At 40.2% G+C, this 26,159-nt stretch carries 28 protein-coding genes and 1 riboswitch; of the genes, 11 read left to right on the top strand and 17 right to left on the bottom strand.

What is annotated here, in order from left to right; translation table 11 throughout:
* Window positions 1–587: 587 nt before the first annotated feature.
* Window positions 588–941 (top strand): hypothetical protein, encoded by a 354-nt coding sequence (locus AC59HZ_RS24825; protein WP_496548429.1) that lies wholly within the window; start codon window positions 588–590, stop codon window positions 939–941.
* A gap of 227 nt (window positions 942–1,168) precedes the next feature.
* Here the strand turns inward: AC59HZ_RS24825 and AC59HZ_RS24820 are convergent, their stop codons facing one another.
* Both AC59HZ_RS24820 and AC59HZ_RS24815 read right to left on the bottom strand, forming a co-directional pair.
* Window positions 1,169–1,876, bottom strand: coding sequence for a glycosyltransferase (locus AC59HZ_RS24820; protein ID WP_496548428.1), 708 nt, complete (start codon window positions 1,874–1,876; stop codon window positions 1,169–1,171).
* A complete protein-coding gene (locus tag AC59HZ_RS24815; protein ID WP_496548427.1) occupies window positions 1,873–2,583 on the bottom strand; it encodes a glycosyltransferase family 2 protein in 711 nt (236 codons plus the stop codon). Before AC59HZ_RS24815 ends, AC59HZ_RS24820 begins: the two co-directional genes overlap by 4 nt.
* A gap of 76 nt (window positions 2,584–2,659) precedes the next feature.
* Here AC59HZ_RS24815 and AC59HZ_RS24810 point away from each other — a divergent pair, with 76 nt between their 5' ends.
* Entirely contained in the window at window positions 2,660–3,646 is a 987-nt protein-coding gene (locus AC59HZ_RS24810) for an NAD-dependent epimerase/dehydratase family protein (protein WP_496548426.1), read from the top strand.
* 38 nt (window positions 3,647–3,684) lie between these two features.
* On the opposite strand, the gene AC59HZ_RS24805 is transcribed toward AC59HZ_RS24810, so the two are convergent.
* The gene (locus AC59HZ_RS24805; RefSeq protein WP_496548425.1) at window positions 3,685–4,704 is read right to left on the bottom strand and encodes a glycosyltransferase family 2 protein; all 1,020 of its coding nucleotides are present in this window, start codon (window positions 4,702–4,704) and stop codon (window positions 3,685–3,687) included.
* Window positions 4,705–4,742: 38 nt separating this feature from the next.
* Here AC59HZ_RS24805 and AC59HZ_RS24800 point away from each other — a divergent pair, with 38 nt between their 5' ends.
* Window positions 4,743–4,919: a hypothetical protein gene (locus AC59HZ_RS24800; RefSeq protein ID WP_496548424.1), complete on the top strand. Its 177-nt coding sequence runs from the start codon at window positions 4,743–4,745 to the stop codon at window positions 4,917–4,919.
* A 2-nt stretch (window positions 4,920–4,921) separates the two neighbouring features.
* Here the strand turns inward: AC59HZ_RS24800 and AC59HZ_RS24795 are convergent, their stop codons facing one another.
* Window positions 4,922–5,905 (bottom strand): glycosyltransferase, encoded by a 984-nt coding sequence (locus AC59HZ_RS24795; RefSeq protein WP_496548423.1) that lies wholly within the window; start codon window positions 5,903–5,905, stop codon window positions 4,922–4,924.
* 136 nt (window positions 5,906–6,041) lie between these two features.
* Between AC59HZ_RS24795 and AC59HZ_RS24790 the strand changes: the two genes are divergently transcribed.
* The 3 genes from AC59HZ_RS24790 (at window position 6,042) to AC59HZ_RS24780 (ending at window position 8,964) form a co-directional block, all read left to right on the top strand.
* Complete coding sequence (locus tag AC59HZ_RS24790) at window positions 6,042–6,959, top strand: glycosyltransferase family 2 protein (protein ID WP_496548422.1); 918 nt, start codon at window positions 6,042–6,044, stop codon at window positions 6,957–6,959.
* The gene (locus AC59HZ_RS24785; RefSeq protein WP_496548421.1) at window positions 6,959–7,714 is read left to right on the top strand and encodes a glycosyltransferase family 8 protein; all 756 of its coding nucleotides are present in this window, start codon (window positions 6,959–6,961) and stop codon (window positions 7,712–7,714) included. Before AC59HZ_RS24790 ends, AC59HZ_RS24785 begins: the two co-directional genes overlap by 1 nt.
* 191 nt (window positions 7,715–7,905) lie before the next feature.
* Window positions 7,906–8,964 (top strand): glycosyltransferase family 61 protein, encoded by a 1,059-nt coding sequence (locus AC59HZ_RS24780; protein WP_496548420.1) that lies wholly within the window; start codon window positions 7,906–7,908, stop codon window positions 8,962–8,964.
* 16 nt (window positions 8,965–8,980) lie between these two features.
* Here AC59HZ_RS24780 and galE read toward each other — a convergent pair whose 3' ends face one another.
* From galE to AC59HZ_RS24740, 8 genes are all read right to left on the bottom strand, one after another.
* Window positions 8,981–9,991, bottom strand: a complete 1,011-nt coding sequence (gene galE, locus AC59HZ_RS24775) for a UDP-glucose 4-epimerase GalE (RefSeq protein WP_496548419.1) — start codon at window positions 9,989–9,991, stop codon at window positions 8,981–8,983.
* Between the two features lie 271 nt (window positions 9,992–10,262).
* Window positions 10,263–11,537 (bottom strand): UDP-glucose dehydrogenase family protein, encoded by a 1,275-nt coding sequence (locus AC59HZ_RS24770; protein ID WP_496548418.1) that lies wholly within the window; start codon window positions 11,535–11,537, stop codon window positions 10,263–10,265.
* Window positions 11,534–12,352, bottom strand: a complete 819-nt coding sequence (locus AC59HZ_RS24765) for a UTP--glucose-1-phosphate uridylyltransferase (RefSeq protein ID WP_496548417.1) — start codon at window positions 12,350–12,352, stop codon at window positions 11,534–11,536. Before AC59HZ_RS24765 ends, AC59HZ_RS24770 begins: the two co-directional genes overlap by 4 nt.
* A gap of 250 nt (window positions 12,353–12,602) precedes the next feature.
* Window positions 12,603–13,205: a response regulator gene (locus AC59HZ_RS24760; protein ID WP_496548416.1), complete on the bottom strand. Its 603-nt coding sequence runs from the start codon at window positions 13,203–13,205 to the stop codon at window positions 12,603–12,605.
* Window positions 13,202–14,338 (bottom strand): sensor histidine kinase, encoded by a 1,137-nt coding sequence (locus tag AC59HZ_RS24755; RefSeq protein ID WP_496548415.1) that lies wholly within the window; start codon window positions 14,336–14,338, stop codon window positions 13,202–13,204. The genes AC59HZ_RS24760 and AC59HZ_RS24755 overlap by 4 nt, the downstream gene beginning before the upstream one ends.
* A gap of 6 nt (window positions 14,339–14,344) precedes the next feature.
* Window positions 14,345–15,082, bottom strand: coding sequence for an ABC transporter permease (locus tag AC59HZ_RS24750; RefSeq protein ID WP_496548414.1), 738 nt, complete (start codon window positions 15,080–15,082; stop codon window positions 14,345–14,347).
* Window position 15,083: 1 nt separating this feature from the next.
* Window positions 15,084–15,986: an ABC transporter ATP-binding protein gene (locus tag AC59HZ_RS24745; RefSeq protein WP_496548413.1), complete on the bottom strand. Its 903-nt coding sequence runs from the start codon at window positions 15,984–15,986 to the stop codon at window positions 15,084–15,086.
* 451 nt (window positions 15,987–16,437) lie between these two features.
* Entirely contained in the window at window positions 16,438–16,587 is a 150-nt protein-coding gene (locus tag AC59HZ_RS24740; RefSeq protein ID WP_496548412.1) for a hypothetical protein, read from the bottom strand.
* 207 nt (window positions 16,588–16,794) lie between these two features.
* On the opposite strand from AC59HZ_RS24740, the gene AC59HZ_RS24735 reads away from it, so the two are divergent.
* A complete protein-coding gene (locus AC59HZ_RS24735; protein WP_496548411.1) occupies window positions 16,795–17,847 on the top strand; it encodes a multicopper oxidase domain-containing protein in 1,053 nt (350 codons plus the stop codon).
* A 135-nt stretch (window positions 17,848–17,982) separates the two neighbouring features.
* A complete protein-coding gene (locus tag AC59HZ_RS24730) occupies window positions 17,983–18,150 on the top strand; it encodes an acyltransferase (RefSeq protein WP_430070496.1) in 168 nt (55 codons plus the stop codon).
* A gap of 47 nt (window positions 18,151–18,197) precedes the next feature.
* Here AC59HZ_RS24730 and AC59HZ_RS24725 read toward each other — a convergent pair whose 3' ends face one another.
* Window positions 18,198–18,362, bottom strand: coding sequence for a hypothetical protein (locus tag AC59HZ_RS24725; RefSeq protein ID WP_496548410.1), 165 nt, complete (start codon window positions 18,360–18,362; stop codon window positions 18,198–18,200).
* A 49-nt stretch (window positions 18,363–18,411) separates the two neighbouring features.
* Window positions 18,412–18,496: riboswitch (cyclic di-GMP riboswitch) on the bottom strand.
* 187 nt (window positions 18,497–18,683) lie between these two features.
* Between AC59HZ_RS24725 and AC59HZ_RS24720 the strand changes: the two genes are divergently transcribed.
* Window positions 18,684–19,439: a M15 family metallopeptidase gene (locus AC59HZ_RS24720; RefSeq protein ID WP_496548409.1), complete on the top strand. Its 756-nt coding sequence runs from the start codon at window positions 18,684–18,686 to the stop codon at window positions 19,437–19,439.
* A 31-nt stretch (window positions 19,440–19,470) separates the two neighbouring features.
* Here the strand turns inward: AC59HZ_RS24720 and AC59HZ_RS24715 are convergent, their stop codons facing one another.
* From AC59HZ_RS24715 to wecB, 4 genes are all read right to left on the bottom strand, one after another.
* On the bottom strand, window positions 19,471–20,649 hold the full coding sequence (locus AC59HZ_RS24715; protein WP_496548408.1) for a toxic anion resistance protein: 1,179 nt from the start codon (window positions 20,647–20,649) through the stop codon (window positions 19,471–19,473).
* Complete coding sequence (locus AC59HZ_RS24710; RefSeq protein WP_496548407.1) at window positions 20,646–21,302, bottom strand: 5-bromo-4-chloroindolyl phosphate hydrolysis family protein; 657 nt, start codon at window positions 21,300–21,302, stop codon at window positions 20,646–20,648. Before AC59HZ_RS24710 ends, AC59HZ_RS24715 begins: the two co-directional genes overlap by 4 nt.
* Before the next feature lie 404 nt (window positions 21,303–21,706).
* Entirely contained in the window at window positions 21,707–22,093 is a 387-nt protein-coding gene (gloA2, locus tag AC59HZ_RS24705) for an SMU1112c/YaeR family gloxylase I-like metalloprotein (RefSeq protein WP_496548406.1), read from the bottom strand.
* A gap of 107 nt (window positions 22,094–22,200) precedes the next feature.
* Window positions 22,201–23,343, bottom strand: coding sequence for a non-hydrolyzing UDP-N-acetylglucosamine 2-epimerase (gene wecB, locus AC59HZ_RS24700; RefSeq protein ID WP_496548405.1), 1,143 nt, complete (start codon window positions 23,341–23,343; stop codon window positions 22,201–22,203).
* 235 nt (window positions 23,344–23,578) lie between these two features.
* On the opposite strand from wecB, the gene AC59HZ_RS24695 reads away from it, so the two are divergent.
* Together AC59HZ_RS24695 and AC59HZ_RS24690 are read left to right on the top strand one after the other, a co-directional pair.
* Entirely contained in the window at window positions 23,579–24,622 is a 1,044-nt protein-coding gene (locus AC59HZ_RS24695) for an N-acetylmuramoyl-L-alanine amidase (protein ID WP_496548404.1), read from the top strand.
* 533 nt (window positions 24,623–25,155) lie between these two features.
* Window positions 25,156–26,088 carry an LCP family glycopolymer transferase gene (locus AC59HZ_RS24690; protein ID WP_496548403.1) on the top strand — a complete coding sequence of 311 codons (933 nt, stop codon included), beginning with the start codon at window positions 25,156–25,158 and terminating at the stop codon, window positions 26,086–26,088.
* Window positions 26,089–26,159 lie beyond the last annotated feature (71 nt).

The following is a 26,159-nucleotide window of genomic DNA, read 5'->3' as shown; positions in this document are numbered from 1 at the left end:
TTAGGCACGCCGCCAGCGTTCGTCCTGAGCCAGGATCAAACTCTCCAAGAAAGTTGATTAGCTCATAAAATAAAACGTTGGCTCGTTTCAAAAGAAACGAATATTATTGTTTGTTGACGTTTTTGTTTGTTTAGTTTTCAAAGAACAATTTCACTATCGCTCAAAAGCGACTTTATTATCATACCAAGTTATTAACTCGAAGTCAACAACTTTTTTATTTATCTTTCATCGCCTCGCTGACGACTTTTCCTATATTACAGGAGATTAATAGATTGGTCAATACCTTTTTAAAAAAATTAAAATTAAAAATGAAAACCTGTGCCAATACAACAGTTTCCTAAAGATACTATTCTTTTGATCTTATAAACATCCGACGACTTGGTTTGAGATCGGCTTCGATGCTGTTGATGTTTCCAGTGTTGGAACATCACTAGCTTTTGGCCCTATTCGCTTATATAAAACTCATGGATTTTTTGACAATTTAATCCGTACAAACGGCTGAATATGGGCGATAAAAATCGATACTTGCACTGTCTTTCTATTTTTGTATGAATATATTAATTTGAAAATACCTATTATGAAGGAGAATGAAAAAATGGGGAGTAGTAGCAATCACAAAAAAGGCCATGACAGTTCAGGACATAGTAGTTCCGGACATAGTAGTTCCGGACATAGCAGTTCCGGACATAGCAGTTCCGGACATAGCAGTTCCGGACATAACAGTTCCGGACATAACAGTTCCGGACATAGCAGTTCCGGACATAGCAGTTCCGGACATAGCAGTTCCGGACATAGCAGTTCCGGACATAGCAGTTCCGGACATAGCAGTTCCGGACATAGCAGTTCCGGACATAGCAGTTCCGGACATAGCAGTTCAGGCAGGAAAAGAAAGGACTGCTGTAAAAACAGTTGTAAGTGTGACTGCCTATGCCGGATTCTAAGGAAATTCAAGCATAGTGAAGTAACCATTAAAACTAAAACAGGTGATATTATAACTGGGGAATTACAGCGTGTTACGAAGGATTGCTGCGTGAAAATTATTGAACCTGAAGTCATGTCACCTTTTATGAGTGAAAGATTGACAGTCATCCGTTGTAAAGACATTGAAAGCTTCTCCGTTGAATTGTTGGGATTATAAAATCGCGCTGATTCAGCAAGGCAGCAATTTTTATTCGCTGCCTTGCTTTTTATTTTGAAAGAACATTTCAATCGAATGGGCGTTGCCGGCGAAGCGGCTTCTCCTTCTTAAAAGCGGCTCTTTTGCATCAGAATGATGGTGATTATTCACAGGGTAACGAACATACGCATAATGCTCCTTAGATAAAGAGTACATTTTCAGTCCACCTTCATAGCAAACCTGCTGAAAGCATCTATCTTCACCTATATTCACCTTGGGAAAGCTGACCTTGTTAAAAATAGACTTCTTCCAAACAAGTGTAGCCCCGCTTAAAAAATAGGAAGATTTATAGGGACCAGCGTTTACAATCCATTTATTTTCATAATCAGGATTATACAAGCAGACTTCTTGGTTCTTTTTAAAATAAATATAAAAAGTGCCTTTTCCAACAAGATCTGCCCCTGTTTGAACAAGTATCTCATAGGCTTCCTTCAAATAATCGGCTCCATAATAATCATCATCATCCATCTTGGCAATATAATCATATTTCGCCTCTCTAACACCTCTATTTAAGCACTCTCCTAAACTTATATCCTCTGAAAAACGTAAAATTTTCATCTGTCCATCATCATCAGCATGCAGGTCCGAGGAATTCAGAATCAAAATGAGCTCCTTTTGGGCCAAGGTTTGCTTTTGGAAATTCTCAATTATAAGATGTACAAATTCCAGCCGATTGGTGCAGGCAATTACGGATATCACAGCCTCTTTCCCCCTTCCAGCACAATATCCTCAAATGAGTCAGTTACTGCAATCCTTTTACACTGCCTTTGGAAGGTTTCATTCACGATCTCCCAAGTATGCTGGTGGTTCTCCTCATATCGAATCAAGACATAATCGTGATAACCTCCAGAATATATTGCAAACCGGTGATCAAGACAATCTTTTTGGAATTGCACGTCCTCCCCGCTATTTAGCTCGCGAAACGAAACTTTTTCCAAAACTTCTTTTTTAAAAACCAATGTCCCTCCGGCCAGAAATATCCGTTTATTTTTTAAAAAACAACGGTTCATCTGCGGGCGAAATAATGTTAACAGGTTATCTTTATTAAAATAAACAAATATCGCCGCCTTGCCGATCACGCTCGCAGCTGTTTTATCCATATCATGGAGAGAATTTTCTAAATAAGCAGGCGAATAATAGTCATCATCATCAAATTTAGCGATTCGTCCAAAGCGTGCCTGCATCGCACCAAAGTTCAAGCACTCCCCCAATGTTTTCGATTCGTCCAATTGAAATACGCTAATATTATTAAACACTGCCAGTCGGCTTTGCCATTTTTCTAGCTGTATCGAATTTTTATTTAAGACAAGGATAAGCTCTTTTTCGGCAACTGTCTGCCGTTGGAAATTAACTATTCCTCTTTCAATCATATGTTCTCTTATGGTACACATCAAAATCGAAACCAATTGCGTCCACCTCCTACCCAAACCAATCTTCATTTAACTCATATTATGTTAGAAACATGAAAAATAGAGGTGAATCATGGAAAAGAAAGTGTTAATTACCGGGGTTGCGGGATTCTTAGGGTCCCATCTCGCGAAGGAATTGCTCGCAGAAGGATGTTTAGTCGTCGGCATGGATACTCTTTCCTCAGGAAAAATAACGAACATCAAGGACCTGCCAGATGACCGGTTTATTTTTAAAAAAATGGATGTGTGCTCGCATAAGGTATTGACCGACCCTGATTTCAAAAACGTGCAAGAGATTTACCACCTCGCCTCTCCTGCTTCTCCCAAATACTATCAAGCCGCTCCCTTTGAAACAATCAATGTTAACACGATTGGCACGAAAAATATGCTTGAATTAGCCAGGAGGCTCAATGCCAAAATCGTATATACCAGCACAAGTGAAGCATACGGAGACCCCGAGGTCCATCCGCAGCCGGAAAGCTATCGGGGCAATGTGAATACTTGGGGGCCACGGGCTTGTTATGATGAAGCAAAACGGCTGGGAGAGGTCATGTGCTACTTGTATTTCAAGGAATACCAGACAAAGGTAAAGGTGGCCCGCCTTTTTAATACTTATTCGGCTGGGCTGGCCAATGATGACGGCCGGGTGATCTCGAACTTTGTTACTCAGGCATTAAAAGGGAATGACATAACCGTATATGGTGATGGGACACAATCACGGTCGTTTTGTTATGTGACCGATACGATCCGCGGTTTGAAGCTTTTAATGGAAAAAGAAGGGGCGAACGGAGAAATCATTAATATCGGCAACCCAATTGAATACACCATTCTTGAATTGGCCGATATGATTAAATCACTGACAAACTCGAACAGTACTATCACCTTCCACCCGCTGCCTGAAGACGACCCAAAAGTGAGGCGGCCACAAATTACGAAAGCAAAAGAAATACTGGGTTGGGAGCCGATAATAACTTTACATTCAGGTCTTGAGAAAACCGTTCAAGAGTATAGAATAAAACTTGGCATATTAGAATCTAATGAATACAAGGAACTAGTATAGAGAACAGACCTATTCATTTTTTGAATAGGTCTGTTCTCTTATCCAGTATAGTTCATTAAGATGAAAACATGTTTATTTAGTTTTAAATTTCTTTCTCCTAACATTCGGAGAATTTTTGATTTTTCTTCATGATAAACCACAATAATGGCATCCGCCTTGCCCGACTTTAATTTCCGACACGCGGAAGAAATCTTTTTCCTATTATATGAATAAATCATTTCTAATACTTGTAAGCCCGCTAACGGGGCTAAATTCTCTTCATAATGCTCGCAAGCCTTTTGCGGTCCAATGACAATAATCCTCGGATGTTGTGATTTTTCTGAACGTAAGGTACGAAAAACAGCCCTGGAAGCAGCTTCCTGCATCTCTTTTACAGTAGCAAAGCCATTTTTGTGTGATAGTGAAGTATTTTGAATTCGGTAGTCAAGTAATACATTTGGCACTTTTTCTATATCGCCTTTTTCCAATAGTTTCAGCCACAAATCATAATCATAGGCAATTTGGTAGCGTGTGTCATAACCGCCCACTTCCAGGAAAACCTTTTTAGAAAACATGACTGAACTGTGCGTTAAGGGGCAGCACGTATAGATTACTTTTCGGATTTCACGCCTTAATTTATTAATATTCCTGCCTTCAGTTACACCTTGATATTCTTCATCCGGAATATTTGGATCACCCGAAATACACTTTACTAGAGATCCAACCCCTACCAATTCCGGTTGGTCATGAATATATGTCACCTGATCCTCTATCCTGGTGGGGTAACTGTTGTCATCAGCATCCTGAATGGCAATCCACTCACCTCTGGCTACCCCAATTCCAATGTTTAAAGCCTGCGCGGCTCCTTGATTTTGTTCCAAATGAATGACCCTTACCCGTTCGTCCGTTATTTCATCTAATATCGATTTAGTTAAATCAGTGGAACCATCATTAACAATGATGATTTCTAAATGAGAATAGGTTTGGACTAAGGCATGCTTAATCGCTTCATTCATGAACTTTTCGCCATTATAAACAGCCATCACAATAGAAACCATCATTTTTTTAACAACTCCCATCCGTAAACACCCATTTATCGCCCAATATCAGGAAAATCATGCCAATTGCATTTACCGATAACGATCAAGGTCCTATTATGACGCTGGGATATGAATATCAAATAAATTTGAATGATAAGAATGAAGTGCTATTAAAGAATGGTACGGTTGCACCCAATATCCACCAGTATGACCGCCATCATTGGTTAGTTAACTTATTTAAGAATTTATTATGATCTTAAGGCAACCAAATCATAAACAAATTATTTCCGTATGACCAACCTCTTCTTCTAACCAATTGTAAAATATTATCAATTTGTGGGGTAGAAACAAGAATAATCCCATCGATTTTTTTTGACCGGAATAAAGAATTGGCCTGGTTAATCCCTTTAAGGTCTAAGTTAAGAAAATCCATCGTTAAATAATAATTCTTTTGTTTTAAATTTTCCTGATAGAATGCAAAGTTGTTTTTTGTACCTAGTAATATCAGCTTTGGTTTCCTTTTTAAATGTTTAAATCTTAACTCTGAAATACGTTTAAAGGTGCTGAGTAAAATCTCAATCGTTGTATCTACTTTATTACTATGTGCAAGAGATTTTCCATGAATTCTATATTTATATAGAACTTCAGGCACCCTGGAAATTTCCCCCACTTCAAACATTCTACTCCATAGATCGTAATCATAAGCTATTTTAAAAGTTGGATCATATCCCCCAACTTTTTCATAAGCTTTCTTCGAGAAAAAGCTGGTACCATGGCAAATGGGTGTACTGTAAAATTGTTCATTACGAAAATGTTCTTTTCTGTTAAAAAAGGACTCTTCCCATTCAAGAGAACTTTGATCAACCTGATCATTTCCAGGGATACATTGAATTAATGAACCAACCGCTACAATATTAGTACGGAAATTGATATAATCCAGCTGTCTTTGCAATCTATGCTCATAGCTTACATCATCTGCATCTTGGAGGGCGATCCAATCGCCTCTTGCTTCATTTATGCCTATATTTAAGGCATTTGCCGCCCCTCCATTCTTCTCTAGATGTATAACCTTCACTCTTGGATCCGTTACATTGTCCAGTATCACTTTTGTCATATCCTTGGAACCGTCATTCACAATAATATATTCAAAATTTGGAAATGTTTGTTTTAAAATACTTTCAAGGGATTCCTCCAGATAGTCTTCTCCGTTATATACGGCTGTTACCACTGATATTTCCATAATTATTACACCCCCAAAAGACATTTCGAATTATCATATGCATGTTTAAAGCATATGGAATTACGTCCACACGAAAAGAAGTGAAATGAATAAACTAAATCGACCACTGTATAAATTTAGGTTTAAGGAGATTAATATGAAAAAAGTCTATTGTGTAGGAATGATAAAGAATGAAGCGGATATAATTGAATCCTATTTGCGATATCATCTTCATATTTTCGATGGTATTGTCCTATTAGATAATGGAAGTACGGATCGAACTGTTGAAATTGTCAACAATTTGCAATCAGAAGGTCTCCCAATCTATTTAAAACATGACGATACAATAGAGTATGTCCAAGGAGAAAAAACAACAGAATTAATCAACTATACCTTGGATCAATTTGACACTGACTTTATTTTTCCATTAGACGTGGATGAGTTTTTAATTGCCCCTAATTTTTCTGGGAACCCACGGAAAATCGTTAACATGTTATCACCTAATAAAGTTTATTATCTTGAAAGAGATTATACTTATTTCCCTATTCACCTCAATGAAAACGAGTTGTTCATACCGAAGAGAATCACTTATGCAAGTCCAATAAAAGATTATTGGCCAAAAGTAGTCGTTTCAAAAAAAATTTGGAAAACCTTCTCCCCTTCTATTTCAGGCGGTAACCATGATTTGTTATTTGATAAAAAAAATGTAAAGGTTGAGATTTCAAATAACTTAAAATTAAGGCATTTTCCTTATCGATCATTAGAACATTTAAAATCAAAAATAACTGTTGGATGGCTTAACACCCTTGCCTCTTATAATTATAGTGAAGGACATAATTATCATTGGCAAACTTTATTTGAAGACCTTAAAAAGAATGACTTTACTATCAGTACAGACACCATTCTCGAACATAACGAAACGTACGTTCCTATGGACCTTTCCTTTTGCCCATCACTGGATATAAAGTACACCGGTCATCATGAAGTCAATGCCATTCGGAACCTATTAAATTATTGCGAAGACTTAGCCAGCAGGTATAGGGAAATAGATAAACGCAGGCGTGGGGAATTTTAATGGAGCCTGTTGTAATAGTTGCGCTCAGTAATGACCATTATGCCGCTCATTTAGCGACCATGCTATTTTCTTTATTTGAAAATAAACAGCCTGAAACGCATTATCAAATCTATATTATCGATGGAGATATATCAGCAGAAAACAAAACGAAGATTAATAGCCTTCTAAATAACTATAATACTACTCCAATCTTTTTACATCCCAACAAGAGCCTGTATGAAAAATGCAATGCGTGGGGGCATGTCAGCCGCGAGGCATTTTATCGGATCTCCATCCCAGACCTCTTAGACAGGAGTATAAAAAAAGCCATATATCTTGATAGTGATTTGATTATTAAAGGCGATCTCCGCGAATTATGGGAGAATCCGCTATTGGGAAAGAATTTCTTAGGGGCTGTAGAGGATCCTGTTGATTTTTCTGGAATTAAACTTCCAAGGGGCTATAAATATTTTAATTCAGGTGTTCTGTTGATGAATCTGAGTAAGTGGAGGAAATATAATATTTCAATGAAAATCCTTCAATTTATAAACAGAAACCCTTCAAAAATCTTATGGTGGGATCAGGATGCCCTTAATGCCGTCCTCTACAGTAAATGGTTTCCACTTGATTACAAGTGGAATTACCAAGTCTTTAGAATGGGGCATTTAAAGATAAACCCCATCATTATTCATTTCAATACAGATGTAAAGCCGTGGAATGGTGAGACCTACCTTAAAGAAGAATATTATTATTATAGGGACAGACTAAACTGGTAAAAGAACTAAATAGGATGATGAATAAAATCCCTAAACTAAAAGTGTACGGGTTTTCTTTAATTATAAACATATTTTTAGATGTATGGGGCTTTAAAAAATAAGTGGTAGTACCGGAGCTTACGCCATAAATATTAATAGTTGGCAGATAAAAATTTCATAATAAATGGGAGGCGAATTTTCTGAGTACCATAGTGCCGCCTAAAAAAATTTTTAATACTGCTAAGGACTGGGTTGCGGCAATGTCTGAAGAACCTTTTTTTAACAGGGTCTTTTTTAAGAGCATTTACCCTGCTTCTTCTTTTAGCAGAAGAATTAAACATCCTCCAATAAGATATCCTAATTCATTAGAGGGGGGGCATGTCGCGGTTATTCCAGATGGGCGTGTGTGGGGGTTAAACGGGGCGGTTTTAACCCCGGATAATAGCTTAATATGGGATGCTTCATTAGAATTTGTCCGTCCGCGATCCAATCATTCCATTTTTAACGTGAAAGAATTACCCCCGGTTTCTCTTTATTTTGAAAAGGCGGCTGATATAACTCATATAGTGGGATGGAATTATTATCATTGGATATATGAGGTTCTTCCACGTATTCACTTATTGAAACAGAGCAGTATAGAAGTGGATTTTTTTATCGTTAATGCCGAACCAGATCATGTACCCTTTCAAGCTGAAACCCTCAATCATTTAGGAATATCGACCGATCAGTTAATCAAAACACACACTGATTTTCATATCCAAGCGGAACATCTGGTTGTTCCTTCCCAGCCTTCGTTCGTAACAAAATGGGCATATGATTTTTTGAGAAAAACCTTTTTAACAGACGAAAAGGCGGAATCGTCTGAAAGGAAACGCCTCTTCATTACCAGAAGATGGTCGCGAAGAATCTTAAATGAAGACGACTTAATGGACGTCCTGACGAAATATGGCTTTATGAAAGTGGAGCTTGAAACCCTTTCAGTCGCCGAACAGGCCGAGCTTTTCTCATCTGCTGAAGCCATTGTCGCTGCACATGGAGCAGGATTGGTCAATTTGACCTTTTGCCGGCCAGGCACAAAGGTTGTCGAAATTTTCCCGCCAAGCTATATCACTCCCTTATATTGGGCAATAAGTTCTTTTGGAAATTTGAATTATTACTCTTTTATTGGACTAAAGGATCCTGAACATACTGTAAAAGGCTGGGCAGGCTTAGATAATATAACAATAAGCATTCCTAAATTTACGGCTTTTGTTAGAAATTTAAAGCTATAACAAAAAACAATCCGATCTACTGGTGCGGATTGTTTTTTTGTTTATAGCCGTTTGGATGGTTTCGATGCCAATTCCACGCTGTCTCGATGGTTGTCTTGATATCGTATTTTGCAGACCAACCCAACATGTCTTTTATTTTTTGGGAGGCAGCCACTAACTTGGGAGGATCCCCCATTCTCCGTGGTTGAATTTTCACGTTAGCTTTTGTACCCGTCACCTCCTCACAAAGGTTAATCATTTCACGGACTGAAACACCCTTTTCATTTCCTAGATTGAAGGTTTCAGCAATCTTTTGACCGTTGCTTTGTAGTAGATATTCAAGTGCTAAAATATGCCCTTGAGACAAATCGGTTACGTGAATAAAATCGCGGATGCATGTGCCGTCCGGCGTTGGGTAATTATCCCCAAAAATTTTAATATACGGCGTTTTCCCTTGTAAATGCCCTAAAATATTCGGAATTAGATGTGTTTCAGGATTATGGTCCTCGCCAATTTCACCCGTGTGAAGTGCCCCGGCTACATTGAAATAACGGAGGGCAATATAGTGAAAATCATTAATATCTGAAATACTGTTTAATATTGTTTCGATCATTAATTTAGATTTTCCATATGGGTTAATGGGGTTGGGAGTCATGAATTCAGTAATAATGGCTTGATTTGGGATTCCGTATGTCGCACATGTCGAGGAAAAAATTAAATATTTAATCTTGTGCTCGATCATTTTATCAAGCAGCTGGACCGTATTGACGACATTATTTTGATAGTATTTAAGAGGATTGAAAACTGATTCACCTACAAGACAACTTGCCGCAAAGTGCATGACTGCCTGTATGGGATAGGTTTTGAATAAACATTCGAGTGCTTTTGGATCCCCCGCATCCCCTTGTATAAATGTTGCTCTTTTATCAACCGCCTCGATATGCCCGGTTGATAAATTGTCGAGTACTAAAACAGAGTACCCCTTCTCTGCAAGATCACGAACTACATGACTGCCAATATATCCGGCACCTCCGGTTACGAGAATCATTTCGCCATCACCTTCTTTAGATGATAAAATTACTGCCCTTTTATTTATATGGTCCAGCTTTTCAAGTAGTGTTTTGTGAACTCACTTTTGAAAAATGATGATAAAATTGAGAAAGCGTATTTTGAATATTAGGAGCAAAGAAATTTTTTCTAGTAAGAACAGCCGGTTTGCCCGATAGCAGTGTAAAGTGTTCAGAACGATTTATATCGGGTTTTCCCTGCAGCTAGTGCTGCAAAGTCAAAAGGAAAAGAGCATCGGCTGATGCTCTTTTTTAATGGTTGGCAACACCTACATAATGAAATCCTAATTTCTCAATCTGTAGTTTTTCAAGCATATTCCTTCCGTCAAAAAGATAAGGCTGCTTCATTAAGGGCTTGAGATTTTCCCAATTGAGCTGCTTATACTCATCCCAGTCGGTGCAGATTACGACCGCATCTGCTCCATATACCGTTTCTTCAACGGTTTGGCTTTGGATAGGCGCTAATTTTACGACAGGATCATGCACCTTTATGCTTGCCTGCTCTTCTAGCAATCTATCAATCAGATTGAGACTTGGCGACTCCCTCGTATCATCGGTATTGGCTTTAAACGATAAGCCGAGCACAGCAATCGTTTTATTTTTCAAATCGCCTCCCAGAGCTTGCCTAATTTTATTAATAAAATAAAGCGGCTGTTCTTCGTTCACTTTCACAACTTTCTCAAGAATGGTCAAGGGCCGGCCATTTTCCTTAGCTGTTTTAATTAATGCATTTACGTCTTTGGGAAAGCAGGAGCCGCCATAGCCCATTCCCGCACGAAGGAACTGCGGACCAATCCGCTGATCGAGACCGATTCCCCTTGAGACATCATTCACATTGATGCATAATTCATCACACAATTTAGCCAACTCATTGATATAGGAAATTTTTAGAGCAAGAAAGGAATTTGCGGCATACTTGATCATTTCAGAGGCTTTCGGGTTGGTTTCAACGATTGGACAGCGGAAGTTTTTATATAATTCTTTCATGATCGTTCTGGCTGCTTCGCTTTCCGTTCCGATGACAATTCGATCTGGATTTAGCGCATCCTGAAGTGCAGAGCCCTCGCGGAGGAATTCGGGATTGGAGACGACATCAAAGGAAATTTGTGCCGCTTGCTTGGAACGGATCCACTTCCTCACGAACTCCGCTGTTCCCACTGGCACCGTGCTTTTCGTTACAATGATCTTATAGCTGTTCATGTGCTCTCCGATGGATTCGGCGACATTTTTTACATAGGTCAGATCGGCCCTGCCATCGGGGCCCTGGGGAGTTCCAACACAAATGAAAATCATATCATTCTTCTGGATGGCCTTTTGTGTTTCCTTGGTAAAAATAATATTTTGTGCATGAGTATGTTTTTTTAACAGGTCTTCAAGCCCGGGTTCAAAAAAGTGCAGTTTCCCGGCCTGCAATTCTTGGATTTTGTCTGCATCAAGGTCAAGACCGGTTACCTTATGACCCATTTCACAAAAGAGAAGACCAGTTGTGGTTCCAACATAACCGGTTCCGACAATTAAGATGTTCATTGCTGCTTCCCGCCTTGTCCGCAAATATAGTTGATGAGGGCTACATACTCTGTTGTTTTGGCTATATCAAAGCACCTTCCATCAATCTCTAGGCCATAGCTTGTAAAATCCTGTGCCATCTCTTTAATCGCATCGGTCAATTGAATCTCGCCGCCTACCCCCGGCTGGATATTTTCAAGGTAGTGAAAAATCGTTGGATTAAAAATATAACGGCCAATCACCGCCATATTGGATGGCGGGGCTTGTTGAGGCTTTTCGACAATATTTTTGATGGTGTATTCCTGCTCTTTTAATGGTTCCGGCTGAATCACTCCATAGTTTTTTAATAAGGAGGCTTCCATTTGTTTGACCCCTACAATATTTCCCTGGTATTTCGCAAACATGTCGATTAACTGTTTTAACGGCTCTTTTTTTTCAGAAAGAATGATTTCATCAGGCAATAATACCGCAAACGGTTCATCGCCCACAAAATGCTTTCCTAGATGGATGGCATTCCCTAATCCCCGTGCATACTGCTGCCGAACATATTGTATATGCACATCTGGAAGACCGATTTCCTTCAATAAATGTGTCTTTTCCTTTTCTTCTAAATAGGTTTCCAATTCCACTGACCGGTCATAGTAGTCAAGTATCATATTTTTCGATCTCGATACGATGATTAAAATCTGCTCGATTCCTGAGTTGATGGCTTCTTCCACGATGTAGTCAATTGCCGGGCGTCCACAAATCGGAAGCATTTCTTTTGGCAAAACTTTTGTAATTGGCAAAGTTCTAGTTCCGTACCCCGCTGCAGGAATTATTGCCTTTCTTATCATGACAGCCCTTCCCCCTCTAACAACTAGTAATACTTTATTCCTCAAGGGATTTGGAGGAAGGTTGTCCGACATAGAAAGGGCGATAAAATGGGTAAATTTACAAGGGGACGAATCTGGAGATCAGACGTAATTACATACTGAATAAACATACAAAAAACCGGTACCTTTTTTGCAGTACCGGAATCCACTGTCCACCCGAGACGGACAAACGGAGAGTTTTGTCTACTTGCGGTGCCTGACACCGTTCAAACTATATCCAGCCCTTTTTCTCAGCGACGGCGGCGGCTTCGGTGCGGTTTTTGGCTTCGAGTTTGTGGATGATTTCGGAGATGTAGTTTCTTACTGTTCCGGATGATAAATAAAGTTCAGTGGTGATTTCTTTTGTTGTTCTTCCTAAAGCTGCTAATCTGAGAATCTCTTGTTCCTTAGGAGTAAGTGGATTTTCCTCGCGGATAACGTTAAAGGTGAGCTCTGGGCTAAACACCCGTTTTCCCGCCATCACCTTGCGAATCGCATCCGCAAGCTCGTCGATCTCCCCATCTTTAAGCAAATAGCCGTGAACACCAATTTTGACGGCGCGCTCAAAATATCCGGGACGGGCGAAGGTGGTGAGGATGATTACCTTGCTCGGTTCGCTCCTTCGTGCAAGTTCTTCCGCCACCTCCATCCCATTCATAACAGGCATCTCAATATCCATTAAACAGACATCCGGCTTAAGCTCAAGGATGGAAGCAAGTGCTTCTTCCCCATTCATTGCCTGGCCAACTACCTTCATGTCTAGTTCTAAATCTAGTAACGAGCCAAGTGCCCCAAGAAGCATTCGTTGATCTTCTGCGATAAATAAGCGAATCATACCGCAGCCCCCCCTTCTTTTTTTATAATTGGAACGTTTATTTCTAAAACAGCGCCATTATGGTTCGATAGGCTAATCGAGCCGTCGATTAGGGCCAGACGCTCCAACATCCCGTTCAATCCATTACCGAACTGATTGTTCTTCGTTATGACCCCCATCCCATCGTCATGAATCACAACCCTCATTTTTTCAAATGATAGATTGATGGAGACAGAGCAATGGGTCGCCCGGCTGTGTTTTACGACATTAGTCGCGGCTTCCCGTACACACATCCCGACGATATTTTGTGTGAATGGGGGAATTTGTGAAAAGTCATTATCGCCATTGTATTGATAGGTAATTCCCGCAGCCCGTAAAATTTGCTGGATTTGGATGAGTTCTTCAGCAATGGTTGCTGCCCGCATATCCGTAACAAGTTCGCGCACCTGCTTAAGCGCTGCCCTTGACGTCGTTTCCATTTCCTTTGCTTCAAGTCGTGCCCGTTCTGGGTCAACTGCGGTCAGCCGCTGGACAAGCTGACTTTTCAGGGTCAGCAAGGACAACGTATGTCCGAGCGTATCATGAAGGTCGCGGGCAATCCGCACACGCTCCTCACGCTTCACCAATTCTTCGATTTGCTTATTGGCTTTATCAAGCTCCTTTTCAAGCTCCATCCTTCGGTTCATCGAACGGATGCCAAACGGCGAAATAAGCATGATTATGAGAAATGGAACAAAATAAATAAGGTCAGCAGGCGTGAAAAAGGTTTTTGTCTTCATTACATGGAAGGCAAAGGGGAATATTTCCACGCATGCCAAACAAATAAGACCACGGTAGAAAACTCGTTTATCCCGATACCAGCCGATAAAATTCGCCGGGAAAAACCCTAGAAACAAATAGTTTACTTGATAAAACAGCGTCAATATAAAAATGATTCCCATTTGCAAGGCAAGCCAGTAGGTGAACTTTCTTTTTTCCATTGAAAAATAAAGCTGGCGATACGTCACCAAAAACAACAGCACCATCCCATAACCCAACAACTGCTTCATCCCTGTTTCCTTCGTCAAATAATAAATAGGAAATCCGATATAAATGAGGAAGACATAGGGAAAGAAGCCAAATTGCCGCGGGAACAGGCTAAACGACTTTTTCATCCATCATCACACCGCTTCTTGTTTTCTTCTAATATACATCGATAGTAGCATGAACAAGACTAAATAGGCGATCAAAATCAGAATATTTTTCCAATCCGGCATGTTGCCACGAGCAATCTCCCAGGCACCATTGCCAAAATTATAGGATGGCAGCCACTTACCGATGGCCTGCATCATTTTCGGCATAATCTCAAGCGGCATCCATAGCCCGCCTAAAATCGCGAGCACCATATAAATGACATTGCTGACCCCTGCTGCAGTTTCTACTTTTTTCATCATTCCGACGAGAGTGCCGATTGCAAGAAATGGCAGCGAACCGAGCAAAATCCAGACACCGCTCATGATCCATTCGGCTGCGGTTAAGGACACATCATTGATTAAAGCTCCTGCGATAAAAATAATTGTAACTGAAAAGGCATGAATTACGCTTTGTCCGACCATTTGCGCGGCAAAATACACGCCGTCTGATAACGGTGTAATTCGAATAAAGGTTGACCAGCCTTGCGAACGTTCCTGCACCATCCTGATTCCGAGCGTCATCATCGATGAGCCCATTACACTGAACACCGTCATCGACATAAGGTAATGTGCCTGCCACTCGGCCTGATCCGGCGCATTCGTATTGACAACATTCGTGAAAATATAATAGAAGAGAATCGGCATCACTAGCGACCAAAACACGAAATAGCGATTCCTTAACACGCGAATAATCTCTGTTTTACATTGCATTTGAAATACTTTCATCTTACATAGCCTCCTTGGTGTTACCCGTTAATTGTTCGAATGCTTCCTCCAGCTTACCGCGTTCAATTTGAATATCTCTCGCACCGATTTTTTCTTGAAAAATCAATTCAAGAACTCGATCCGTATTCGACGACTGCACATAAACCCTGTTATTTTTTCGATAAATATCATCGATTTCACTGTGAAGATATAACTTCTCTAAGGATAGTTCCGGATCGACAATAAAGGACACTGACTGTTTAGAAATTCTCGCTTTGATTTGCTGCGGCGTCCCATCCGCCACGATGCTGCCGTCTTTAAAAAGTAAAATCCGATCGGCCGCGTCATCCGCTTCCTGGAGGTAATGGGTCGAAAAAATAATTGTTTTGCCCTGTTCAGCCAAAGTGTGAACGGTTTGCCAGAATCGATTTCTTGAAGTAATATCCATACCGACAGTCGGTTCATCGAAAATAATCAGTTCGGGATTTCCTGCCAGAGCAAGAGCAAAACTAAGACGGCGCTTTTGTCCGCCTGATAATTTTTCTGCTCGGGTTTTAAGGTCCTGTTCGGTAAGTCCTGTTAAATTGATGAGTTCTTGCAGGTCGAGCGGCCTTGGATAATAGCTTCTGATTAATTGAAGAATTTCCCGAACCTTAAGGCCCGTCATCACACTGACTTCCTGCAGCATCGTACCGATTTTTTCGCGGACCTGCTTTTCGTGAGGTTCGAGGTTAAACAAGCTGATCTCTCCTGCTGTTGGTTTTAGGAGCCCTAAAATCATCGAGATCGTCGTCGTTTTCCCGGCACCATTCGGACCGAGTATCGCTACGACTTCTCCTTTTCCAATCGAAAAAGATACATTATCTACAGCTGTTTTATGTTGAAAGGACTTTGTCACGTTTGTTAGGGTTAAAATTTCGTTCATGTTACGAACACCTCCTGCTTTCTTGATTTCATTGTACGTTGGAGGGGTGGGAAATTTTAGTAAGCAGTGTCATGAAAATGAGGTGACAAATGTCATATTGTTTTAAGTTGTTTCGTATAAAGGAAATGATTCATCTTTTTGGATAATCATGACTGAATAGGCTTAAAGTCATTAGGTTTATACACAGGTTTTGCGGCAGTTACCAACAGTTTTAAGCGCGCTATCCACACTCCGCTGAAAAATATCCACACTTTTCAGACATTTATACACAAATAATGTGCATAACTAAAATTATTCAATTAATACCCACTCATGTATCCACAATCCAGTTAAAGTTATCCACTTTTCCCAGTGGTTTATCCACAAAAAGCATTGAGGTATCCACATTATCACGTTGATTTATCCACAAAACGCATAAAAAATGACCTAGAACTGAATCTAGGTCTTTTGGCTAATCTAATGATGTGGTGGAAGGGTTATTTTCGCTGGAATCGTTTTCCTCGACGACAATTTCCTTGAGTTCGCCGGTGTCACCTTTGGCATTGATGATTTCAAAGATTTGATTCAGGCCTTCACTCGTTTTGTCATTTTTATCTTTCATAATTAACCTCCTATTCTCTTTCTAGAATAACCATTTTATTTATTACTTATTTAATATTGTTACAGTGACAACATAACTTTGCTCACCTTTTCACAAATCCTTCACATACCTAATAAGTTTGCGTGACCGCCATCACTTATGTGAATATTCTCACAAGTTAAAATGAAAGCGTAAACAATAATAATGAGGGTAATGGGGGAGTTTTAAGTGAGCAAATTATCAAAATTAGGAGCAATTTTGGTCACTTCGGTCTTGGTTTTAAGTGGCTGTGGTATTTCTGATGTTTCAAAAGAAAAGAACGTTAAGGAGAAAGAAAGCAAATCCACAGCTACAAAAGTATTGGGACCGCATGAACATTTGAATCAAAAACCGACTCCGGTTAAAATAAATCGAATCGGAGAGCATGAAGTGAATATCGAAATGACTGCTCAAATCACTGATATTGAAATTTCCAAAGGAGATGTTTATAAAGCCTGGACCTTTAACGGCGAAGTTCCCGGCCCCGTCATTGTCGTCAATCAAGGGGATAAAATCAATTTTAAATTATCGAATATGGATCCATCGATTCCACACAGCATGGATTTTCATGCCGTACACGCTTCACCCTCAGCGGATTTTGCCAATGTAATGCCTGACCAAACAGGTAATTTCAGTTATCCCGCTAATAATCCTGGTGTATTTATGTATCATTGTGGAACAAAACCAGTGCTGGCCCATATTGCCAATGGCATGCACGGAACAATTATCGTCAAACCGAAAGAAGGCTACCCAACCGACTCAGAGGTCGATCGTGAATTCGTTATTATCCAGAATGAATGGTATAAATACAACGATTTAGATGATTTTACGAATGGAATACCGAAGTATGTTGTCTTTTCGACAAAAGCATTAAAAGAAGGCGATGCTAATACGAATGGGGCCGTTGGTGCTTTAGTTGACAAACCTCTGCTTGCCAAAGTAGGCGACAAGGTACGGTTTTACGTGATGAATGTTGGACCAAATGAAGTAAGCAGCTTCCATGTTGTCGGCACGGTTATGGATGATGTTTTTGTTGATGGAAATCCGTTTAACCATTTGAAAGGACTACAAACCATCATGCTCCCAGCTAGCGGCGGAGCTGTAGTCGAATTTACTGTCACAAAAGAAGGAAGTTTTCCGTTTGTCACCCATCAATTCAATCATGTTACAAAAGGAGCTGTTGGGATTCTAAAGGTGACGAAAGACGGTCATGATGATGGAAGTGCAACGATGTCACATTAATCAAACTATATTGGCGCAGGGCCCCCATCCCCGCGCTTTTTTTGTCGAAAATAAACTTTTTTCAAATGACAAAATTCTTCTCTTTTCACAACATGCTTTTGCTATCTTTAAAGAAAAATCATAGGGGGCAAGAGGATGGACTTTGAGATATTGTTAGATGCCATTTTAGGAGAACGACGAATTTTCCACATAATTGAATGCCCTGTTTGCGGTTTTGAAGAAATTTATTATGAACATCATGTAACCAAAAGACTGCTTGGACGAGCCTGTTCCTGCTGTAATTTTGTACAAAAGTTCGCATAAAAAAAGCCTAGGATTCTAGGCTTTTTTTGGACAAGTTTTGTTAACGATTACATTTTTGCTCCTAGCTCGACGGCCTTGCTATTATGGTAGCTGGATTTCACCCTTAACTTCATTCTTAATTCCTCATCAAGGCAATCCTGCTGTAGGATTTCGTTGTGGCGGTACTGGATTAAATGATAATAATATTTGCCTCGAATAAGCATTTTCAACACATGATAACCCCCCAATTGTGGTTTACATAAATCGCAGGAGTACGTCGTATTCGGTAACTGGCTAGCATCGTCGTTAAACATTAGCCCCTTTAGTTTTGCGTCACCACTTTTCAATGGCTTTGCCGTTTCGTACGATTTATGTGTTTATCAAGACTATATCCAACAAATTTATAAATGAAAAGTGTCTTAGGACCCAACAGATGGGTATTTTTCTATTTTCTGCTAGGATGATTGTCTCTAAATAGGACTTGAGAGGTTTTAAGTCTATTAATAGTGTCCATGATGATAACAGGATTTAATTTTAAAAAAAGGAAGTTATTCATGTTAAAATTGTGGCCCCTTACTATATGTCTTCTCCTAGCGGCTATCTTGTTAGCAGGCTGCATGGAAAAATTTCATTTTGCACAGGAAGACGAAAAAATCGCACTGAACAAGCCAACATCACATACGAATAAGACCCGCTCCTCATCCGAAGATAATATTGCTGTTGTAGCCAATCCAGAAAGTATCCCTGTTCTTGTCAATAAACTGCATAAATTGCCGGAAAATTATTCGCCGGAGGATTTAGTGGATGCGAATATCCCATTTATTTTTGAAGAGAAATCCGAGAAGCGGAAAATGCGTACTCCAGCGGCTTCCGCGATTGAAAAACTTTTCACGGGTGCTAAAAAACAGGGTGTAAATCTTTTGGGTGTATCCGCTTATCGCTCACACGCTGCTCAAACGGTCTTATTTAATAGCTATGTACATCAAGATGGCTATGAAAAAGCAGCAACCTATAGTGCAGTTCCCGGAACGAGCGAGCATGAAACAGGGCTTGCCATTGATGTGACCGGTGGGGATGGCCGGTGCGCGGCTGAGGAATGCTTTGGAGGAACAAAAGAGGCAAAATGGCTTGAGAAGCATGCCGCTGATTACGGCTTTATTATCCGCTATCCGAGAGGAAAGAATGCCATAACGGGCTACACTTACGAGCCCTGGCATCTCCGCTACGTCGGCAAAACCATCGCCAAAAAAATCATGAAACGGGGCATCACTCTAGAGGAGTACTATAACACAGTCCCGGTTAATAATTAAAAGGGTCTCCCTTCTAGAGACCCTTTTTTCGTTATTTCCCTTTTATCTCTAATAGTTTGATTCTTAGGTCGTTTTCCATCGTAGCGAGTTCTTGTTCAGCAGCACGACGTTTGTGGCGGCCTTCCTCTTGAATGCGCAATGTTTCTTCCAGTGTGGTGATAAGGTTTTCTTGAGTCTTCTTTAGCGTTTCAATATCGACTAGGCCGCGCTCGTTTTCTTTCGCGGTTTCAATTGTATTTGTTTTTAACATTTCTGCATTTTTTAACAGCAGTTCATTGGTTGTTTTTGAAACCTGCTTTTGTGCCTCCACCGCATGACGCTGGCGGATTAACGTTAAGGCAATTGCCACTTGGTTTTTCCAAAGCGGAATCGCGGTCATGATCGACGATTGAATTTTTTCCACCAACGCTTGGTTCGTATTTTGAATCAGGCGAATTTGCGGTGCGCTTTGAATCGTAATTTCTCGGCTTAGCTTCAAATCATGAAGCCGTTTATCCAAGCGGTCGGCAAATTGAATCATATCATTGACCTCTTGAAACTTCATCTGATCATTGGAGACCTGTGCCGCCTGTTTTAACTGCGGGATAATTTTTTCATTCATTTCCTCAAGCTTGATTTCCCCTGCTGCAATATAGACATTCAAGGCGTGGAAATATTCTTTATTCGTTTCATATAACTGCTCAAGCAGCTTGATATCAGACAGAAGGACATTTTTGCTACGGTCCAGCTTCACACTGATTCGGTCAATTTGCGCCCCGGTTTTTTGATATTTGGAAAGAACCTCCTGGATGGAGCCGGAAATTTTTCCAAACATACGCGCAAACAAGGATGGCTTCCCATCCTTTAAATCATCCGGATTCACCTCATTCAGCCGCTTCATTAAGTCGCTGATAATGTCGCCGATTTCGCCGACATCCTTTTTCTGAACGTGCTCGAGCATGGTGTGAGAAAAGCTGAGGAGCTTGCCTTGGGCCTGGGTGCCGTATTGAATCATCGCCTGATGGTTGGCGGGATCGATTTGCTCGGCAATCTGATATGCTTTTGCCCGGTGTTCCTCAGGAATGACGTCAATTAACTTGACCGGCTTTGGTTCACCAGTCTGCGGGACCGGACTTTTAGATGGTGCGAGTCCGTCGCCAAAGGGATTTGCAAGGATATCATCTAATAAGTTGTCAGATTTATTGGGTTGAATTGGGTTGTTTTCGCTCATTTTAGCCACCTATTCTCTTCAGGAAATTTAGAGTCCTTTTGTTTCTTGATTGTATGCTTTGCGACATCAATTTCAAAATTTAAGGTATCGATATCATCGGATATCACATGATATAAATCCTCTTCCAAGATCCGTGTCATTTCATTTAAGGTTCGGCGTGTTTCAATTAAGGACTGGTCCAGCTCCATGCTTTTTTTCGGCTGAGTGGATAGGAAGTTATATTTTTCGGTCAGTTCCACCACAGAATCCAGATGAGAAAAATAAAAGGGCTCCGCCTGGTAAAAACGCTTCGGCTCCTTAAGAGTCATTTTGTGTATTTTTTTGGTGATTCTTAGTATATCGATTCTCTGCTTTACAGACGAAATATCGCGGATGGTGAAAAGATTTTTATTCAAGCGATGGATTTTTCGCTTGGCCTCCTTTAAATTTTTCTTAATATAGCGGTATTCCTTGCTTGAAAGCTGATGCTTTTTTAAAAAGTTCTTGTTCATGAACAGTCCAAGTATTAAGTGGGTTAAGACCCCGCCGGCAATCGCATAGCCCAGGGATGGCAGGAAGTGCTGCTCCAGCGCTAAAAAGCTGATTAACCCGGTTAAAACGGTGACAGGGACAGCCACAAATGAACGAATGATTAATGAAAGGATAGGGTTCATAATAATCGACTCCTGACTAGGTTTCCTTTATATTCATACGAATAAAATCAATAGAATGTTTCACATTCTTGCAATTTGTACCAAAAGAAATGATTTCCATCTACTACTTCCACAATACATGAAAAAACTCCTGCGTGCCATGGACCTCAAACGGAAAGAAAACTAAGACTTGAGACGTATTTTGGACATCCTTTCAAGGGGAGAAGAATTCACCAATTTCTAATAATATGGGCTCCAACCCAAGAATTATCTAAAAAGGTACATAGGCTAATTACTATTATGAGGAGAAATGGTGTCAGGCACCGCTCGTGGACAGTTAGGCTAAATTGTTCATCCCATGCGGACAAATTAAAAAAGAAGGGCAGGTTAAACGATTGGATATGGTCTCCTGCTCTTCTTTTTGTTTATTTCTCATAGAGTTCGATTGGCAGTCCGTCTGGGTCGGGGAAGAAGGTGAATTTCTTGTTCGTGAATGGGTCGATCCGGATCGCCTCGACATTTATTTGGTGTTTTTCAAAATAGGCTGCTGCCTCTTCTATATCGTCCACTTCAAAGGCAATATGTCTTAAACCGGCAGCTTCCGGGTAGCCTGGCCGTGCTGGCGGGTTTGGGAATGAAAATAATTCAATCTGATACTGCCCATTTATTTCTAAATCCAGCTTATACGAATCTCTTTCTTCTCGGTAGACCTCGCTAATAGGGTTCATCCCCAAAATCCGCACATAAAAATCCTTCGACTTTTCATAATTAGAACAAATGATTGCAATATGATGAATTTTATTAAACTTCATTTATAACCACATCTCTTCTTTTGGATTCAATGAATAAACAGCCCTCTTGTCTTCGAAACAAGACAAGAGGGCTGTTAAAAATTACATAAATTTATCACTTTCCCTGCTTACTCCATGTCTGCAGGTCGTTGTTCGCTTCTTCCGAAATGATAAAGAATCGCTTCGACGATTCGTTTGGAGGCGAATCCGTCTCCGTATGGATTAGAGGCTTTCGCCATTTGGTCATGGGCGGACTTATCCGACAATAATTCATCTGCCAGCCCAAAGATGGTTTCTTCATCTGTACCTGCTAGCTTCAATGTCCCCGCTGCAATTCCTTCAGGCCGCTCGGTTGTATCGCGTAAAACAAGAACTGGAACACCCAAAGATGGCGCCTCTTCCTGAACCCCGCCGGAATCAGTCAAAATTAAATAGGCCCGTGAAGCAAAGTTATGGAAATCAATTACATCCAACGGCTCGATCAGCTGAATTCGATCGTTTTCTCCCAAAACACGATTAGCAATTTCACGAACCACTGGGTTCATGTGAACAGGATAAACGACTTGTACATCAGCATGTTTTTCCACTACTCTGCGAATCGCACGGAACATGTTTTCCATCGGTTCACCCGTGTTTTCTCTTCGATGAGCCGTCATTAATATTAATCGATCGTCCCCAAGCTTATCCAAAACAGGATGGGAGTAATTCGTTTTAACGGTTGTTTTTAATGCATCAATCGCGGTATTTCCTGTAACAAAAACAGCTTCTTCTTTTTTATTTTCTACTAAAAGATTTTGCTTTGATTGTACTGTTGGCGAAAAATGAAGATCAGCTAATACACCTGTCAGCTGGCGGTTCATTTCCTCAGGGTATGGAGAATATTTATTATGTGTGCGAAGTCCTGCTTCCACATGACCTATCGGAATTTGATGATAAAAAGCCGCTAAGCTCGCCACAAATGTTGTTGTTGTGTCACCATGCACAAGAACGATATCGGGTTTAACCTTTGCCATTACGTCATTAAGCCCCTCAAGGCTTCGTGTGGTCACATCAATTAAGGTTTGGCGTTCCTTCATTACATTTAAGTCATAGTCAGGTGTAACTTCAAAAATATTTAGGACCTGATCCAGCATTTGGCGGTGCTGTGCTGTTACCGTTACAATCGATTGAATTTGATCAGGATGTTTTTCTAATTCTTTGACAAGCGGAGCCATCTTAATAGCCTCCGGCCTTGTTCCAAACACAGTCATTACCTTCAATAGATTTGTCATAAAAACCTCCAAAGAATATATGTACCAATTATTATACAATTCACTATCCATATTTAAAAATTGCCAGCCAAATATAGCCCAACTATCATGATATCAAATTACACTAGCTGGCAAAAGCAATAACAAATCGAAAGCTGTATCTAGGGTATTTTTAATAAAAAAAATTCACCTCAGCAGATGCCCTGTCCAAATGCTCCTCTTTTGCATAAATAAATAATAAAGGGGAGGACAAGCCATGAATATTATTCAACGACTCATTCCTGCCTCCAATACCGAAACCCGTCCTGGGTTAAAAATGGATCCAAAATACATTACTATTCATGAAACTGATAATACGAGTATAGGGGCGGATGCGGAGGCACACGCGAGATTACAAGAACGCGGGAATACCCGTACCGCGTCCTGGCATTTGCAGGTTGATGACCATGAAATCATTCAGTCCATTCCCTTCGATGAAGTAGCCTGGGCTGCCGGAGATGGACGGGATGGGCCTGGGAATCGAACATCCATCCATATCGAAATGTGTGTGAATGCGGACGGAAATTATGAACGAACCGTTACGAATACGGTCGAGGTTGTTAAATACTTAATGAACCTATTCAATATAGCAATCGATCACATTGTCCCTCATAAGCATTGGACGGGTAAAAACTGCCCAAGAAATCTATTGCCTCGATGGGATAACTTTATTAAGCGATGCCAAATAGCTGATGGCTGGGCAAAACAAGATACTCAGTGGTTTTTTTATAAAAATGGCCAAAAACAAACTGGCTGGATTAAGGACAAGAGAAAATGGTATTTTCTCGATGCCAATGGTGTTATGCAAATCGGCTGGGTGAACGTCGATAGTAAGTGGTATTTTCTTGATGAAAATGGGGTCATGAAGACTGGCTGGGTGAAGGTGAACAATAAATGGTATTACTTGGACAAGGATGGTTCGATGCAAACCGGCTGGATCAAATTAGATTCTAAATGGTATTTCCTAAAACCAAATGGTGAGATGGCTATTGGCTGGATTCAGGATAATAATAAGTGGTATTACCTTGATTATCCTAATGGGGTTATGATTACAGGCACCCATATAATTAGCGGTGTCGAATATACTTTTGGCACAGACGGCGCCTTAATTGAAAAGGAAGAAACCCCTGGTCCCCCACCAACAGATGGGACTGCAGAAACATCTGGTACAATAATTCAAACTGGTGGAAACTTAAGCGAATCAGATATCCCATCCGAAAGTCAAAATACTAACACAGCGAATGAAGAGCCTTCTCCTTAAGAGTTTGGCTTTTTTAATTTATGGCTATTTTCGCATAAATTGTTGTTTTTCGTATAAGTTATCAACCCGTATAACTAGAAGCATGGGGGCATCTTTTCGAAAGAACATTTGCGAAAATTGCCCAGAAACTTAGTAAATGAACCTTATTAAGTTCCATAAGCAACAAAGTTTACGAAAAGAGCCTTAATTATCAAACTCATTGAATTTTAATTAAAGAACAATGGGAATTATGTACTATAGATGGTAAAATAAATGATAACTTCATAATATAACTAGAATATAAGCTATATAGCTCCTTCACTCGATTCCACTAGATTCCGTTTTATGACGAGACAAAAACAAAAATCACCTCTAAGACACAGCATATTTCACCAAGAACCATACCTTCAATCATCCATACATATCACCCATCACGAATGTCCACCCAGGGCGGACAAATTCACCAAAGTGTCCACGAACGGTGCCTGACACCACAATGACACCAAAATGAAACCATTAATATGGCATCATTAAAATTATGGGGGTTTTATCATATGAGATCTCAGAAGAAGAGAAGTAGAAAGTGGTTAAAGGTTACCGGGATTATTTTGTTACTAATCGTTGTTGCTGTGGGTGTATATAGTTACACCGTCTATAAATCTTTAAAAAATGCGGTTGTAACGATGCACCAGCCTGTTGAACGAATCCAGCCGGAAAAACGTGAACTGCCGGTAGTATTGGAAAAAAAGGTGCCCTTCTCTGTCTTAATGCTGGGTGTAGATGAACGGAAGGGTGATAAAGGACGCTCTGATACCATTATCGTGTTAGCCGTAAATCCCAATAATAATTCAGTAAAAATGCTAAGCATCCCGCGTGACACCCGCACTGAAATAGTTGGGAAAGGGAATGAGGATAAAATTAACCATGCATATGCATTTGGAGGGGTACCCATGTCCATGGCTACTGTTGAAAATTTCCTCGATATCCCCATCGACTATTATATGAAGATTAATATGGAAGGCTTTAAAGACCTTGTCGATGCCGTTGGCGGGGTTAAGGTCCAAAATGATTTTGAATTCGATGAGTATGGTTTTCATTTTGGAAAAGGAGACATTACCCTAGACGGTGACCAGGCTTTAGTATTTTCTAGAATGAGATACGAGGATCCTCGCGGGGACTTCGGCCGTCAATCAAGGCAGCGGGAAATCATTAAAGCGGTCATTAATGAGGGTGTAAGCGTATCAAGCTTAACGAATTTCTCCGATATATTTGCAACACTGGGAAAGAACATCAAAACAAATCTTACCTTTGATCAAATGGTTGATATCCAGAAAAACTATCGAGAAGCCGGAAAAAACATTCAGCAGATGGAAATTAAGGAAACAGGAAAAATGATAAACAAAATCTACTATGGCATGGTAACAGCAGAAGAAAAACAAAGAATCCAAACCGAACTAAAGAAGCAATTAGAATTGGATGCACAATAATATTGGAAAGGGATGACGAAAAAGTCGGTTATAAACTTTTTTCTGTCATCCCTTTAATTATTAATTGTTAC

This window comes from Neobacillus sp. DZ-9 (assembly GCF_059587065.1).
The sequence above is the reverse complement of the archived record's forward strand: the minus strand, read 5'-3'. Positions and strand labels throughout refer to the sequence as shown.